Origin of the sequence: Bacillus sp. FJAT-26390 (assembly GCF_001682865.1) — a bacterium.
Classification (GTDB): Bacteria; Bacillota; Bacilli; order Paenibacillales; family Paenibacillaceae; genus Pristimantibacillus.
The window spans coordinates 987929-1004242 of the sequence record NZ_MAQX01000011.1 but is presented as its reverse complement, the minus strand read 5'-3'; the positions used below and the strand labels follow the sequence as shown (position 1 = coordinate 1004242).

General features: G+C 49.0%; 8 protein-coding genes, 2 pseudogenes and 1 riboswitch. Of the genes and pseudogenes, 9 read left to right on the top strand and 1 reads right to left on the bottom strand.

Features of this window, described 5'->3' with window-relative positions; translation table 11 throughout:
* Window positions 1-7: 7 nt before the first annotated feature.
* The 4 genes and pseudogenes from A7975_RS35450 to A7975_RS16055 all read left to right on the top strand — a co-directional run.
* Window positions 8-3192, top strand: a pseudogene (locus tag A7975_RS35450) (5'-nucleotidase C-terminal domain-containing protein); the annotation flags it as partial.
* A gap of 213 nt (window positions 3193-3405) precedes the next feature.
* A pseudogene (locus A7975_RS35445) lies at window positions 3406-3723 on the top strand (5'-nucleotidase C-terminal domain-containing protein); the annotation flags it as partial.
* 197 nt (window positions 3724-3920) lie between these two features.
* A complete protein-coding gene (locus A7975_RS34920; protein WP_369688930.1) occupies window positions 3921-7190 on the top strand; it encodes a 5'-nucleotidase C-terminal domain-containing protein in 3270 nt (1089 codons plus the stop codon).
* Window positions 7191-7400: 210 nt separating this feature from the next.
* A complete protein-coding gene (locus A7975_RS16055) occupies window positions 7401-8357 on the top strand; it encodes a DNA-binding transcriptional repressor DeoR (protein WP_053372450.1) in 957 nt (318 codons plus the stop codon).
* Between the two features lie 240 nt (window positions 8358-8597).
* Here A7975_RS16055 and A7975_RS16050 read toward each other — a convergent pair whose 3' ends face one another.
* On the bottom strand, window positions 8598-9440 hold the full coding sequence (locus tag A7975_RS16050) for a bifunctional 5,10-methylenetetrahydrofolate dehydrogenase/5,10-methenyltetrahydrofolate cyclohydrolase (protein WP_065385734.1): 843 nt from the start codon (window positions 9438-9440) through the stop codon (window positions 8598-8600).
* Between the two features lie 62 nt (window positions 9441-9502).
* Window positions 9503-9582: riboswitch (ZMP/ZTP riboswitch) on the bottom strand.
* A 189-nt stretch (window positions 9583-9771) separates the two neighbouring features.
* Here A7975_RS16050 and A7975_RS16045 point away from each other — a divergent pair.
* The 5 genes from A7975_RS16045 (at window position 9772) to A7975_RS16025 (ending at window position 16240) form a co-directional block, all read left to right on the top strand.
* Complete coding sequence (locus tag A7975_RS16045; protein ID WP_065385733.1) at window positions 9772-11499, top strand: ABC transporter ATP-binding protein; 1728 nt, start codon at window positions 9772-9774, stop codon at window positions 11497-11499.
* Window positions 11500-11502: 3 nt separating this feature from the next.
* A complete protein-coding gene (locus tag A7975_RS16040; protein WP_065385732.1) occupies window positions 11503-13242 on the top strand; it encodes an ABC transporter ATP-binding protein in 1740 nt (579 codons plus the stop codon).
* Between the two features lie 72 nt (window positions 13243-13314).
* Window positions 13315-13593 carry a hypothetical protein gene (locus A7975_RS16035; RefSeq protein WP_053372447.1) on the top strand — a complete coding sequence of 93 codons (279 nt, stop codon included), beginning with the start codon at window positions 13315-13317 and terminating at the stop codon, window positions 13591-13593.
* 164 nt (window positions 13594-13757) lie between these two features.
* Entirely contained in the window at window positions 13758-15275 is a 1518-nt protein-coding gene (locus tag A7975_RS16030; protein WP_053372446.1) for a sugar ABC transporter ATP-binding protein, read from the top strand.
* Window positions 15272-16240 carry an ABC transporter permease gene (locus tag A7975_RS16025; RefSeq protein ID WP_053372445.1) on the top strand — a complete coding sequence of 323 codons (969 nt, stop codon included), beginning with the start codon at window positions 15272-15274 and terminating at the stop codon, window positions 16238-16240. The genes A7975_RS16030 and A7975_RS16025 overlap by 4 nt, the downstream gene beginning before the upstream one ends.
* Window positions 16241-16314 lie beyond the last annotated feature (74 nt).

Below are 16314 nucleotides of genomic sequence, written 5' to 3'. Positions count from 1 at the left end.
ACAAGTTATTGGCAAAACGAATGTGGATTTAGAAGGCGGTAACCCTCCTTCCCGCGTTAAGGAAACCAACCTTGCAAATCTAATGACGGACGGGATGGTCGCTAAAGTAAAAAGCTTTGTTAACAGCAATCCAGAGTTAAAGAAATTAGAGGTAAAAGGTTTTGTAGCGATCCAAAATGGCGGTGGAATTCGCACGTCGATTAAACAAAAGGCAGAGGGCAAAACGGATGGCGACATCACGCTGGGCGAATTGCTGACGGTTATGCCATTCGGCAATAACCTGACATCGCTTCGCATGACGGGCCAGGAAATTGTTGATGCGCTCGAGAACGGCGTAAGCGGAATCGATACAAAACAAGGCCGTTTCCCGCAAGTTTCGGGCATGCGCTACTATTATGACTCGAAGAAGCAGCCGGAAGTGCTGGATGCAAACGGTAAGCTGGTAACACAGGGCAGCCGTATCGTCAAAGTCGAAATGAAAAACGATAATGGCAGCTACAGTCCAATCGATCTGAATGCATATTACTTTGTGGCAACGAACTCCTTCATGGCAAACGGCGGCGACTTCTACCGCTCGATGAAAGCAGCGAAGGATGCAGGACGCCAGTATGAGATGAACCTAGTTGATTACGAGGTGTTCATCGAGCATATTTCGAAGCTGGGCACGATCAATACGGGAATTGAAGGCCGTATTACGGATTTGGAAGGCGGTCCGATTCCAGGCGAACCATTCAAAATGACGCTTATGCATGTGAATGATACGCACGCTCATCTTGATTCGATTGCCAAAAGATTCACAGCGATTAAAGAGATTCGCGCAGAAGTGAAAAACTCCATTTTGCTTGATGCAGGAGATGTATTCTCAGGAACGTTGTTCTTTAACAAATATTTAGGACAAGCGGATTTGGCATTTATGAATAAGATTGGTTATGACGCGATGGTGTTCGGTAACCATGAATTCGATAAGGGTCCAACTGTGCTTGCCGATTTTGTAAAGAATGCGAAATTCCCGTTTGTAAGCTCCAATATTGATTTCAGCAAGGAGCCAGCACTAAGCGGCTATGTATCGGAGCAAGAAAAAGGAAAGCCGGCATCAAATGGCAAAATTTACGACGCGGTCATTTTGGATAAAGACGGCCAGAAAATCGGCATATTCGGTCTAACGACGGAGGATACGAAATTCCTTGCTTCGCCGGGTGAAAATATCGTGTTCGAAAATTACATTGCCAAGGCAGATGAAACGGTTAAAATGCTGCAAAAAGAAGGTATTAATAAAATCGTGGCCTTGACTCACCTAGGCCATGAATTTGATAAAAAACTGGCTGAAGCTGTAACCGGCATCGATGTTATCGTTGGTGGACACAGCCATACAAAGGTTGACGCGCCAGTAGTCTACCATGCGGCAGAAGAGCCAACGCTAGTCGTCCAAGCTGAAGAGTACGGCAATTATTTAGGCCGCTTGGATCTGGATTTTGACGGAAGCGGCGTATTGACAGCATGGAATGGCAAGCTTCTGCCGATCAGCGGTTATGCAGAGGATGCAGATGCGTTAGAAATGCTGAAGCCTTACAATGAGGGCATTGCTGATACTGAAATACAAGTTATTGGCAAAACGAATGTGGATTTAGAAGGCGGTAACCCTCCTTCCCGCGTTAAGGAAACCAACCTTGCAAATCTAATGACGGACGGGATGGTCGCTAAAGTAAAAAGCTTTGTTAACAGCAATCCAGAGTTAAAGAAATTAGAGGTAAAAGGTTTTGTAGCGATCCAAAATGGCGGAGGTATCCGCGAGTCGATTAAACGAACAGCAATGGGCAAGGCGGATGGCGACATCACGCTGGGCGAATTGCTGAAGGTTATGCCATTCGGCAACAACCTGACATCGCTTCGCATGACGGGTCAGGAAATTGTTGATGCGCTCGAGAACGGCGTTAGCGGAATCGATACAAAACAAGGCCGTTTCCCGCAAGTTTCGGGCATGCGCTACTACTATGATTCGAAGAAGCAGCCGGAAGTGCTGGATGCAAACGGACATCTAGTAACTGCGGGCAAACGTATCGTCAAAGTTGACATTAAAAACGCTGATGGCAGCTATAGCCCAATCGATCTGAATGCATATTACTTTGTGGCAACGAACTCCTTCATGGCAAACGGCGGCGACTTCTACCGCTCGATGAAAGCAGCGAAGGATGCAGGGCGCCAGTATGAAATGAACCTAGTTGATTACGAGGTGTTCATCGAGCATATTTCGAAGCTGGGCACGATTAATACGGGAATTGAAGGCCGTATTACGGATTTGGAAGGCGGTCCGATTCCAGGCGAACCATTCAAAATGACGCTTATGCATGTGAATGATACGCATGCTCATCTTGAAACGGTTGCCAAAAGATTCACGGCGATTAAAGAGATTCGCTCAGAAGTGAAAAACTCCATTTTGCTTGATGCAGGAGATGTATTCTCAGGAACGTTGTTCTTTAACAAATATTTAGGACAAGCGGATTTGGCATTTATGAATAAGATTGGTTATGACGCGATGGTGTTCGGTAACCATGAATTCGATAAGGGTCCAACTGTGCTTGCCGATTTTGTAAAGAATGCGAAATTCCCGTTTGTAAGCTCCAATATTGATTTCAGCAAGGAGCCAGCACTAAGCGGCTATGTATCGGAGCAAGAAAAAGGAAAGCCGGCATCAAATGGCAAAATTTACGACGCGGTCATTTTGGATAAAGACGGCCAGAAGATCGGCATATTCGGTCTAACGACGGAGGATACGAAATTCCTTGCTTCGCCGGGTGAAAATATCGTGTTCGAAAATTACATTTCCAAGGCTGATGAAACGGTTAAAATGCTCCAAAAAGAAGGCATTAATAAAATCGTGGCCTTGACTCACCTAGGCCATGAATTTGATAAAAAACTGGCTGAAGCTGTAACCGGCATCGATGTTATCGTTGGTGGACACAGCCATACAAAGGTTGACGCGCCAGTAGTCTACCATGCGGCAGAAGAGCCAACGCTAGTCGTCCAAGCTGAAGAGTACGGCAATTATTTAGGCCGCTTGGATCTGGACTTTAATGGAAGCGGCGTGTTGACAGCATGGAATGGCAAGCTTCTGCCGATCAGCGGTTATGCTGAGGATGCAGAAGCGTTAGAAATGCTGAAGCCTTACAATGAGGGCATTGCTGATACTAAAAANNNGTTATCGTTGGTGGACACAGCCATACAAAGGTTGACGCGCCAGTAGTCTACCATGCGGCAGAAGAGCCAACGCTAGTCGTCCAAGCTGAAGAGTACGGCAATTATTTAGGCCGCTTGGATCTGGACTTTAATGGAAGCGGCGTGTTGACAGCATGGAATGGCAAGCTTCTGCCGATCAGCGGTTATGCTGAGGATGCAGAAGCGTTAGAAATGCTGAAGCCTTACAATGAGGGCATTGCTGATACTAAAAAACAAGTTATTGGCAAAACGAATGTGGATTTAGAAGGCGGTAACCCTCCTTCTCGCGTTAAGGAAACCAACCTTGCAAATCTAATGACGGACGGGATGGTCGCTAAAGTAAAAAGCTTTGTTAACAGCAATCCAGAGTTAAAGAAATTAGAGGTAAAAGGTTTTGTAGCGATCCAAAATGGCGGTGGAATTCGCACGTCGATTAAACAAAAGGCAGAGGGCAAAACGGATGGCGACATCACGCTGGGCGAATTGCTGACGGTTATGCCATTCGGCAATNAAATAATCCGGTAAAAACTTTTTTTGGCGGTATCGTGCTGGAAGGCAATGGTTTAGACCCTACTGACAGCAGCCTGAATCCGCAAAAGCTGTATATTGGCGGCTCAAAGCCAGCAGGCGATGAAATTAAAACGGGTGATGCGTTTAACGGAAATATCGTTGGCGTGATTCAATACGCTGGCGATCTCTATAAGCTGATGCCAACGCAAGCTTTGCCAACGATTACCCGCAGCAGCAATACGCAGAAGGTAACTAGCATTGAGCCAAATGCGGACAAGCTGACGATTGCTACATTTAATGTGGAAAACTTCAGCCCTGCCGACACGGCGAAAGCTGGCAAAATCGCTTCGATTATCGTAACGAACATGAAACAGCCGGACATTATCGGTTTAATGGAAGTTCAAGATAATGACGGTGAGAAAGACACTGGCAATACGGATGCTTCCCAAAGCTTCCAAACGTTGATTGACGCTATTAAATCGAAAGGCGGCCCTACTTATAAATATACCGATGTTGCTCCAGAAAATAATAAGGACGGCGGAGCGCCCGGAGGAAATATTCGAGTCGGTTTCTTGTACGATACTGATCGAGTAACACTCGCACCAGGAGTAAAAGGCGATTTTAAAACGTCGATTAAAGTGGATGGAATCGGAGGTCTAACGCAAAATCCTGGTCGGATTGGATCTGCGGATGCTTCTACCTTTGCTTCATCCCGTAAGCCGCTCGTCGGAGAATTTAATTTCCAAGGAAAACGTGTCATCGTTATTGCGAACCATTTGAATTCCAAAGGCGGAGACGGCAAGCCTTGGGGTGAAATTCAGCCTGTTGTTCGCAGCAGCGAGGTGCAGCGCGCCAAGCAAGCGTTAACCGTGAACGGCTTCGTGAAAGAATTGACGACGAAGGACCCGGAAGCAAGCGTAGTTGTACTAGGGGACTTTAATGACTTCCAATTCTCTGGAACGCTAAACAAGATCAAAGGTACGGAATTAACGAACCTTGTCGATAAGCTGGATGTTTCGGAACGATATTCCTACATCTATGACGGCAATTCGCAAACATTGGATCATATTCTAGTAGACAATGGAATTGAAGCAAACGCCAATATTGACGTTGTACATGTTAATGCTGATTTCTCGACAGAACAGGGCCGTGTGAGCGATCATGATCCGCTTCTTGCGCAGCTGGATCTGTCCACTAAGAAAGATGCGGAATTCTCTATGACGATTATGCATGTGAATGATTCGCATGCCAATCTGGCAAACGTAGCAAAACGATTTACTGCAGTTAATCAGATACGGAATGAAACACCCAATTCAGTCTTGCTTGATGCTGGTGATGTGTTCTCGGGCACATTGTTCTTCAATAAATATTTAGGTCAAGCAGATCTGGCGTTTATGAATAAGCTAGGATACGACGCGATGGTATTCGGTAATCATGAATTTGATAAAGGGCCATCAGTACTAGCGGATTTTGTGAAAAATGCGAAATTCCCATTTGTAAGCTCCAATATTGATTTCAGTAAAGAGCCTGCGCTGAGCGGATATCTCGCTGAGCAAGCGGTCGGTGCAGAACCGGCAGACGGTAAAATTTACAACTCTATTATCATTGAGGTTGGCAAGGATAAGACGAAGGTCGGCGTATTCGGACTAACGACGGAGGATACGAAGTTCCTTGCTTCACCTGGCGAAAATATCGTTTTCAATGACTATATCGCGAAGGCAAAAGAAACAGTTAAATCGCTTCAAGACAAAGGGATTAACAAAATTGTTGCTTTGACTCATCTAGGACATGACTTTGATCTTGTACTTGGCGAGCAGGTTGCTGGTATCGACGTTATTGTTGGCGGTCACAGCCATACAAAGGTTGATGTTCCAAAGGTGATTCATGCAGGTGCAGAGCCAACGCTTGTTGTACAAGCAGAGGAGTATAACAAATATTTGGGTCGATTGGATGTTAAATTCAATCAAGCTGGCGTGCTTACGAATTGGAATGGCAAGCTGCTTGATATTGCGACTTTTGCAGCAGATCCAGATGCAACAGAAATGCTGAAGCCTTATAATGCGGGCATTGAAGACATCAAAAAACAGATTATCGGCAAAACGAATGTATTTTTGGATGGCGATCGCAATTCGGTTCGTGCGAAAGAAACGAATCTCGCAAATCTAATGACAGACGGCATGGTCGCAAAAGTAAAAAGCTTTGTGAGCAGCAATGCGGAATTACAGAAGCTAGAGGTAAAAGGTTATGTAGCGATCCAAAATGGCGGAGGTATCCGCGAGTCGATTAAACGAACGGCAGAGGGCAAGGCAGATGGCGACATCACGCTGGGCGAATTGCTGACGGTTATGCCATTCGGCAATAACCTGACATCGCTTCGCATGACGGGCCAGGAAATTGTTGATGCGCTCGAGAACGGCGTAAGCGGAATCGATACAAAACAAGGCCGTTTCCCGCAAGTTTCGGGCATGCGCTACTATTATGACTCGAAGAAGCAGCCGGAAGTGCTGGATGCAAACGGTAAGCTGGTAACACAGGGCAGCCGTATCGTCAAAGTCGAAATGAAAAACGATAATGGCAGCTACAGTCCAATCGATCTGAATGCATATTACTTTGTGGCAACGAACTCCTTCATGGCAAACGGCGGCGACTTCTACCGCTCGATGAAAGCAGCGAAGGATGCAGGACGCCAGTATGAGATGAACCTAGTTGATTACGAGGTGTTCATCGAGCATATTTCGAAGCTCGGCACGATCAATACGGGAGTTGAAGGCCGTATTACGGATCTGAATGGCGGTCCGCTTCCAACAGATGGCGGAAATCCTAATCCAAATCCGACGCCAACACCGACACCGACACCGACACCGACACCAACTCCAACTCCAACACCAACGCCAACTCCTGGTGGCAATGGAGGTACGGTAATTGAGTTTAGTGACGTAGGCAGCCATTGGGCGGCAAAAGCAATTGAAGAAGCGGTTAAGATTGGTTTTGTTAACGGATATGGAGACGGAACGTTCCATCCGGGAGACAAAGCAACGAGAGCACAATTCATTACAATGGTCGGCAGAGCGTTGAAGCTTGAATCGTCAGAGAGCAAGCTGGACTTTGCGGATGCGGCTCAAGTACCTGCTTGGGCGCGCTCCTTCTTTGCACAGCTTATCGAGGACAAGATTATAGCGGGCTACGAGGATAACACGCTTCGACCATCAAGCGCATTAACAAGAACAGAAATGACCGTTATTCTAGTTCGCGCACTTGGCATTAAGATTGATCCGAATGCGAAGTCAACATTCGCTGATGTCAGCGACATACCGTCATGGGCACGTCCTTATATCGCTGCGGCACAGTCTGCGGGTCTTGTTGGAGGAATGGGAGGCAACCGATTTGCGCCTCAAGAGAATGCAACAAGGGCACAGGTTGTAACGCTGATTTTGGCGGCGCTGGAGTATGAGAAGAACAAAGGCTAGTCGTTAAGTTTAAATATCCCATTCCACTTCAGACAAGTGGGGTGGGATGTTTTATTTTATGGGCAGAATGGATAAAGGGTTGTCATTGTATTTTTGCTAATGCTTTGATATATATAAGTGGGGTGTATTCCTTTTAAGCGAATGGGCTTATCCGCAACAGCCGGCGCAGCCGTTTACGCTATAGTCATACATGGAAAGAGTTGAGCTAGGATGGCAGATGATCGATTGGACGATAAACTGAGCAAAATGATAGATGCTGCAAGACTTTATTATGAATTAAATTATAATCAAGAAGAAATCGCGCAGAAGCTTGGCGTGTCGCGCCCTACCATTTCAAGATTTCTGCAGCAGGCGAAGGACGAGGGTTATGTTCAGATTAAAATAGTCTCGCCTAACGACAATAATGATGTGCTTGCTGACCGTTTGGAAAAAAAATTCGGGCTTAAGAAGGCCGTCATTGTTTCGGTGCCCCAATATGATGACAATATCGTCAAACGATATATAGGCGAAGCAGCCGCAAATTATTTATATGATACCGTGAAGGATGGCGATATCATCGCCACAACATGGGGGACCACCATTTATCAAATGGCCACACAGCTTAAGGATAAGCCTGTTCGAGATGTGAAGGTCGTGCAGCTAAACGGCGGGGTCAGTCATTCAGAGACGAATACATACGCTTATGAAATCATTCATTTATTCGGCAAAGCATTCCATACGATACCTTACTTCATTCCGCTGCCTGCGCTTGTTGACCACGAAATTGTGAAGCAAACGATAGAGTCGGATCGGCATATCCGCAATATTTTGGAGCTTGGGAAGCTGTCTAATATTGCAGTTGTAACTGTAGGGGCGCCAACCGACGATTCCGTATTGATTAAAGCGAATTATTTTACTCAAACCGATCTGAAAATTATTCATGAGCGGGGAGCAGGGGATATCTGTTCACGCTACATCGATACGGCAGGCGCCATATGCTCGGAAGTGCTGAACCGGCGTACGATCGGAATCAGTCTGGATGAGCTGCGGCGAAAGGAGCAGTCGATACTGGTAGCAGGCGGAGCCAAGAAAGTGAATGGCATATATGGCGCGCTGCGCGGCGGTTACTCCAACGTGCTGATAACGGATCAATTTACGGCAAGGTATTTGCTTGAGCGTGATTTGTAGAGTAAGGATAGATTCTAGCTTGCTAGAATTGTGATGTCGAGCGCGCCTGCATGGCGTGTATTATAGAAGGAACACTTCATTCCGACTATCCTAGACACGCCTCTAACTATCAATCGCTAAGCTGCAGAAAGTGCAGCGCAGCGGAACGTACTCCCCCAATAGCTGCACAATCACTCCCCCTCTCACAAAAAAAAAGAGCTCTATTGCACGTACACGCTGCAACAGAGCTCTTCTATTTCCTTATCGTACCGACTTTTCCGCCGCATCAACCGTATGCTTCAGCAGCATAGCGATTGTAACGGGGCCAACGCCTGCGGGTACTGGGGTGATGGCACTGGCCTTAGCTAGGCAGGCTTCGTAGTCGACATCCCCGACGTTCCCTTTGTTGTAGCCGGCGTCAAGCACGACTGCGCCTTCACGAATCCATTCCCCTTGAATAAACGCAGGTTTGCCGACCGCGGCGACGACGATATCGGCGAGCCGCAGCATGTCAGCTAGATTCTCTGTTTTGGAATGGCAGGTGGTAACGGTCGCATTGCGGTTGAGCAGCATCATGGATACCGGCTTGCCGAGAATCGGGCTGCGTCCAACGACGACAGCGTGTTTGCCCCCGATCGGTAGTTGGTAATAATCGAGTATCGCCATAATGGCGGCAGGCGTGCAGGAAGGATAGTCGGCGTAACCAAAAGCGTTTTGAGCGAAGCCAAGCGCGGTTACGCCGTCGACATCCTTCTCGATGCTTATCGCTTCAAAAGCTGCACGCTCATCGATCTGATGGGGCACCGGGTGCTGCAATAAAATGCCGTGTACAAGCGGGTCCTGATTTAACTGCGAAATAACGTCAAGCAAGTCCTCTGTCGAGATGGACTTATCCAAGTGAACGCGACGTGACTCGATGCCGAGCCGCTTGCAGGCATTGCCTTTCATCCGAACATAGGTTTCAGAGGCAGGATCATCCCCGACCAATATAGCAGCTAAACAAGGAACGATGCCCTTTGCGCCAAGCGCCTCCACTCTTGCTTTCAACTGCTCCTTAATTGCATCAGCGACACGTGCCCCGTCCAAAATAAGTTTATCCGTCATCGTTTACCCAGCTCCTTCGAATGGTTGTCGAAAAACATAAAAAGGCAAGGGGAATGTCCCCTTACCTTTGCCCAGGCGTACGGCTAATGATGCTATGCGCTTCCTCATGGTTACCCATGCTCCGCCAGTCACGCACAGCTTTTTGTTGTTACGTCTATTGTAACAGCAATATATCGAAAAAACGAGCCGGATGCAATACACAATTTATTTCCAGTTATTGGAGTGCAGAGAGAAGTTGATGGATGCTATAATTACTTCATCAGGAGGGCGCTTGAAGAGCAGCCCTCTTTATTTGCAGTTTTGCAAAATGCCGGTAAATGGAGGTGTCCCCGTGTTTAAGCTAGCTAGTTTTCTGAAAAAATATTGGCTGTCCGCAGTGCTCGCACCGCTGTTCATGCTGCTGGAGGTGTGCATGGATCTGCTGCAGCCGCGCTTTATGGCCAGCATCGTGAATGACGGCATTATGGCTGGAGATATGGGAGCAATCGCGGCTACCGCGCCCAAAATGCTGATTGCTGCCCTTATAGGCTTGCTCGCAGGCGTAGGCTGTACGGTGTTTGCGACGATTGCCTCGCAGAGCTTTGGTGCCGATTTAAGGCAGCAGCTGTTCCAAAAAATCCAGTCGCTAACGCTGAAGTCGCTCGACCGATTCGGCTCTGGCTCCATTGTAACAAGGCTGACGGGCGACGTTACGCAAATTCAGGGGCTTGTGCTGTTGATCCTCCGCGTGTTCGCGCGCGATACGTTTATTATTATCGGGAGCCTGGCGATGGCTTTCATGATCAGCCCGCGGTTATCGGTCATCCTGCTGGCGATGATCCCTTTGCTCGCCTTATTTCTAATCATTACGACTCGGATCACGGTTCCTTTATTCTCAATCATGCAGCAGCGGCTCGATCAGGTGAATACTGTCATGCAGGAGAATTTGTCCGGCATTCGCGTAGTGAAAGCTTTCGTTCGGTCGGATTACGAGGAAGAACGATTTAACGAAGCGAATTCGAATTTGTTGAAGGCCAGCCTAAAAGCAGCCAAAATCGTTGCGCTCAATACGCCGCTTATGTCGATCATTCTTAATTTCAGCATCGTAGCTGCCTTATGGTACGGGGGAATGCTCTCCGAGCAGGGCGCTTTGTCGGTCGGCAGCCTGGCGGCTTTTTTAACTTATATTACACAGCTGTTGTTCTCTACCTTGGGGCTTGGCAATCAATTGATGGCGATATCCCGTGCAAAAGCTTCGGCGGACCGCATTAACGAGGTTTTGGAGCTTCCGCGAGAGAATCAAGATACTAAGCAGCAATTCGATCAACAGCCTAAGCAAATACATGAAGGCCGAATCTCCTTCGAGCATGTGAGCTTCAGCTATGACGGCGATAGCGAGAATGCGGTTCTCCGCGACATCCATTTTGCCGTAGAGCCTGGCGAGACGATCGGCATCGTTGGCGTGAACGGAGCGGGCAAATCGACGCTGGTCAGCCTCATTCCGCGCTTTTATGAGCCTACCGAGGGAGTGCTGCGCATCGATTCGCATCCGATCAGCGAGATTGCTCCGCAGGAGCTGCACAGCCAGATTGGCATGGTGCTCCAGCAGGCGCATTTATTCAGCGGCACCATTGCGGAAAATATTAGCTACGGCAAGCCGGGTGCCAGCCAGCAAGAGATCGAGGCGGCCGCTAAGGCTGCGGAGGCGCATGCGTTCATCATGAAGCTGGAGCATGGTTATGATACCGTACTCGGACAACGAGGCGTCAATCTATCAGGCGGGCAAAAACAGCGTTTATCCATTGCCCGCACGCTATTGCTAAAGCCAAAAATCGTCATTCTCGACGATTGCACAAGTGCCGTTGACCTTAACACCGACCAGCTCATCCGAAAATCGCTGCAAACGCTGATGAAGAGCAGCACCTGCCTTATTATCGGACAGCGGATTGCTTCCGTTCAGCAGGCAGATCGCATTATCGTACTTGAGGATGGGCAAATAACGGCGATAGGCTCGCATCAGGAGCTGCTGCAGCAAAGCAAGCTTTACAACCGGATTGCCTTATCCCAGCAAGGAGCATAAAGGATGAATCATACGCTATCGACATTAAAAAAACTCGGCACTTATTTAGTTCAGCAGCGAGCAAGACTCATCACGGTCATCATCCTTACGGTGGCCGCCGCGGGTCTTACGCTTGCAGGCCCTTATCTGCTTGGCACAGCGCTGGACGATTATATTATTGCGAAGAAATACGACGGACTGCTTCAAATCTGTCTGCTTATGCTTGGGGTATATGCGGCTGGCAGCTTAGTTGGCTGGCTGCAAGCCTTCTTCCTAGCGGATGTATCGCAGCGGACGGTTTGGAGCTTGCGCAACAACCTGTTCATTCATTTGCAAAAGCTGCCTATCCCTTTTTTCGCCGGCAAAAATCACGGCGAGCTGATGAGCCGCACGACGAACGACATCGATAATGTGACAAATACGCTGAACCAAAGCTTAATCCAGATCATATCGAGCGTCATTATGCTCATAGGCTCCTTCTCGATGATGCTCTTCTTAAACGTTTGGCTTACGCTCGTCGCGCTTGTGGTCATTCCGCTTATCGTTTTTGTATCGAAAAGAATCGCGAGAGTTACGAAGCGCCAGTTCCAAGGCCAGCAGCAGGAGCTGGGCGGTCTGAACAGCTTTATTGAAGAGACGGTATCCGGGCAAAAGGTCGTTGCTTTGTTCCATCAGGAAGAGAGGATGGCGGAGCGCTTCAGCGAGGCGAACGCGAAGCTGAAGAAGGTCGGAATCAAGGCTCAAATTTATTCCGGAACGATGGGCCCTTTTATGAACATGTTCGGTCATATCAGCTATCTGATCATTGCAGGCGTCGGCGGCTGGCTGGCGGTGCATGACCAGGCAACGGTGGGCGTCATTATCAGCTTTCTTGGTTATTCAAGGCAGTTTAGCGGACCGTTAAATGAAGTGGCAAATCAATATAACATGATCCAGTCCGGCATCGCCGGCGCGGAGCGGGTGTTCGAAATGATGGACATTCCTTCGGAATACGACGGTGCGGAACGAGCATCGGAGGTGGAGACTCTAGCAGGCAAAGTGGAATTCCGGAATGTCGGATTTGCGTATAAGGACGGCACTGCGGCTCTGCGAAATATTAGCTTTACAGCCAAACCCGGCGAGACGATCGCGCTTGTTGGGCCGACAGGTGCGGGTAAGACGACAATCATTAATTTGATCGGACGATTCTTTGAGATTAACGACGGTCAAATATTGATCGATGACGAAGACATTCGCGCGATGGACAAAAACAGCCTTCGAAGCCAGCTCGGCATCGTGCTGCAGGATGCCCATTTGTTCTCGGGCACCATTCGCGAGAATATACGCTATGGCAAGCTGGAGGCAACGGACGAAGAGGTGGAAACAGCAGCTGTCCAAGCGAATGCGCACAGCTTCATTGCCAAGCTGCCTCAGGGCTATGATACGGAGCTGACGGCGGAAGGCGGCAATGTCAGCCATGGACAACGCCAGCTCCTTACGATCGCACGCGCCATACTGGGAGATCCTTCTCTGCTCATCCTGGATGAAGCGACGAGCAGCGTCGATACGCTTGCCGAGCTGCAAATCCAAGAGGCGATGAAGAAGCTGCTCAGCGGAAGAACGAGCTTCGTCATAGCCCATCGTCTAAGCACGATTCGCCATGCGGATACGATACTTTTCATCAAGGACGGCGAAATCGCGGAGCGCGGAAGCCACGAGGAGCTGCTCGCTAGCAGAGGGCTATACTATCAGCTGCACGGGCACCAGTTTTTACAAAACGCTTAGCTATCCGCTCTCATAAGGGAGAGTGGAATGTGGTACAATGAGACGAGTAATGCGATTAGGAGATGACAGACGATGACTGAACAATTAAATGAACAAGAGCTTGTACAATACATTGCAAGCGAAACGAATGCGGATGAGCAGCTGATCAAGCTGGTGCTGAGACATGAGCAAGCCTTCATCAACAATGCGAAGGAAGACAAGAACGGCGAGGTTGACATTGACAGCGACGAGCTGGTCGATTATATTCTCAGCCGCCCCGATGTCAAATCGAACGAGCTGGTTGTAGAATCGATTATGGACGCGGAAATGGATTACTTGATGGATAAAGGGTTAGCCGGTTACGTAGATTAATGCAAAGAAGGACTCCTGCCAAGAAGGAAAACGGCAGGGGTCTTTTTTGTTGCCCAAAATCGGAGATACCGTAAAATCGTCTACTTTTTTCAAGAGATTACTCCATATATTGCACGCCGGATTCATCATACAATGAGTTCACAAACCGATTAGGGGTGGGAGCGATGAGCCGGATTTTAGTGTCGATGGAAGGCATCGTTAAGCAGTTTCCCGGCGTAATGGCGCTTGACCAATGCCGCTTCGAGCTTTTTGCGGGGGAAGTGCATGCGCTGGTCGGAGAGAACGGGGCCGGCAAATCGACGATGATGAAAATATTAACCGGAGTCTACAAGAAGGATGCCGGACGGATTGTCTATAAAGGCAAGGAAGTTGAAATTGCCCATACGAAGGCAGCGCAAAATCTCGGCATCAGCATTATCCATCAGGAATTGCAGCTCATGCCGGATCTCACGATCGCCCAAAATATTTTTATCGGTCGCGAGCCGAGGGCGAGGATTCCGCTGTTTCTCGATGACCATGCGATTAATGCCAAGACGCAGGCGCTGTTCCAAAAAATGAACCTGAAGCTTGATCCGCGCACGCTCGTATCGGAGCTGACGGTGGCGAAGCAGCAAATGGTCGAAATTGCGAAAGCGCTCTCTTTTCAATCGGAGCTGCTTATTATGGATGAGCCGACTGCGGCGCTTACGAGCGCCGAAATTGACGAGCTGTTCCGGATGATTAACCAGCTGCGGGAGCAGGGAGTAGGCATTGTGTATATCTCGCACCGGATGGAGGAGCTGAAGCGAATAACCGACCGCATCACGGTCATGCGGGACGGCACCTACATCGATACGGTGCGCACGGCGGATACAACGATCGATGAGATTATCGCGATGATGGTAGGCAGGCAGCTGTACAAGGCTTCGAAGCCGCAGGTAAGCGGGAAGGAGCAGCAGATTAAGGTGCTTGAGGTAAAGCGGCTTAATCGCGGAAGTGCCGTCAAGGACGTTTCCTTCCATTTGAACAAAGGCGAGATTATCGGCTTCGCCGGATTGATGGGAGCGGGCCGGACGGAGGTCGCTAGGGCGATATTTGGTGCGGATCGGATCGATTCGGGAGAGATTTTCATCAACGGGAAAAAGGTGAGCGTGAAGGGGCCGACGGATGCTGTCCGTTACGGGATCGGTTACTTATCGGAGGATCGGAAGCAGTTCGGCCTCCTTGTTGATATGGATGTAAAGACGAATCTATCGATCGCATCCTACCGAAGCTTTCGCAATCCGGTTGGATGGATGAGCCAGCAAAAAATGGAACGAAACGCGGAGAAGCATGTGGCATCGCTCAAAATCAAAACGCCAAGCGTCGACCAGCGGGTTAAGTTTCTGTCAGGGGGCAATCAGCAGAAGGTCGTTATAGGCAAATGGCTTACGCGAGATTGCCAAATTCTTATGATCGATGAACCGACGCGCGGGATCGACGTTGGCGCGAAGTCGGAAATATATAAGCTGCTGGATGAGCTGCTGCAGCAAGGCAAGTCAATCATTATGGTCTCCTCGGAGCTGCCGGAAATTTTGCGGATGAGCCACCGGATCATCGTCATGTGCGAAGGACGCATTACCGGCGAACTAAGCAGCGAGGAAGCTACGCAAGAGCTGATTATGAAATATGCAACGATGCGAGTGGAGGAGGAAGCGAAGTGAAGCTAGCCGAAATACAAAAGCCGGTATCCCTGAAAGCAGGCGCCACGCAAAAGCTGTTGGCATTTGCCAGCCTTATCTTATTGGTTGTTTTTTTCTCTTTGTCGTCTGGGAACTTTTTTCGCTTCGATAATCTCATAGGCATCATGCTATCGACCGCCGTCATCGGCGTGCTGGCGCTCGGCTCAACCTTCGTTATCATTACAGGCGGCATCGATTTGTCGGTCGGTACGGTTATGACCTTCTCGTCCGTTATGACCGGCGTCGTTATTACGTTTTGGGGCTTGCCGATTCCATTTGGCATCGCGGGCGGCATATTGACCGGCGCGCTTTGCGGGTTCATAAGCGGCTGGCTTGTAGCGAAAATGAGCATACCGCCGTTCATCGCCACTCTCGGCATGATGATGGTGACGAAAGGGCTGTCGCTCGTCGTGTCGGGGACGAAGCCGATTTATTTTAACGATACGCCTGCCTTCTCCAAAATCGCGATGGATACGCTGTTCAAGGTGCCGTATGCGGTGTACATCTTCTTTGGCCTTGCCGTTATTGCCAGCATCGTATTGTCGAAGACGATCATCGGGCGCTACAACTTCGCGCTTGGCAGCAATGAGGAAGCAACAAGGCTGTCCGGCGTTAACGTCACCTTCTGGAAAATTATCATTTATGTGATCACGGGTGCTTTTGCCGGCATTGCGGGCATTATGATGGCGTCCCGGCTGAACTCCGCCCAGCCTGCGCTTGGCTCCGGTTATGAGCTGGAAGCGATCGCGGCGGTCGTCATTGGCGGAACCTCGCTTAGCGGCGGGCAAGGCTCGATACTCGGAACCGTCATTGGCGCGCTCATTATGAGCGTTCTAACGAATGGGCTGCGCATTATGTCCGTGCCGCAGGAGTGGCAGGTCGTCATTGTAGGTCTAGTCGTGATCGGGGCGGTATATGCCGATATCCTGCGCCGCCGCAAAAAATGATTAACGGTATAGCTCTCAGAGAGCCTCTCGGCTGGATGGGATTTCATACAACAAAAACGAGCGTAAGGAGAGAT

Coding starts and splice junctions, on each gene's coding strand:
- A7975_RS34920 (WP_369688930.1), top strand. CDS start 3,921: ATGCCAACGCAAGCTTTGCCAACGATTACCCGCAGCAGCAATACGCAG.
- A7975_RS16055 (WP_053372450.1), top strand. CDS start 7,401: ATGGCAGATGATCGATTGGACGATAAACTGAGCAAAATGATAGATGCT.
- A7975_RS16050 (WP_065385734.1), bottom strand. CDS start 9,440: ATGACGGATAAACTTATTTTGGACGGGGCACGTGTCGCTGATGCAATT.
- A7975_RS16040 (WP_065385732.1), top strand. CDS start 11,503: ATGAATCATACGCTATCGACATTAAAAAAACTCGGCACTTATTTAGTT.
- A7975_RS16035 (WP_053372447.1), top strand. CDS start 13,315: ATGACTGAACAATTAAATGAACAAGAGCTTGTACAATACATTGCAAGC.
- A7975_RS16030 (WP_053372446.1), top strand. CDS start 13,758: ATGAGCCGGATTTTAGTGTCGATGGAAGGCATCGTTAAGCAGTTTCCC.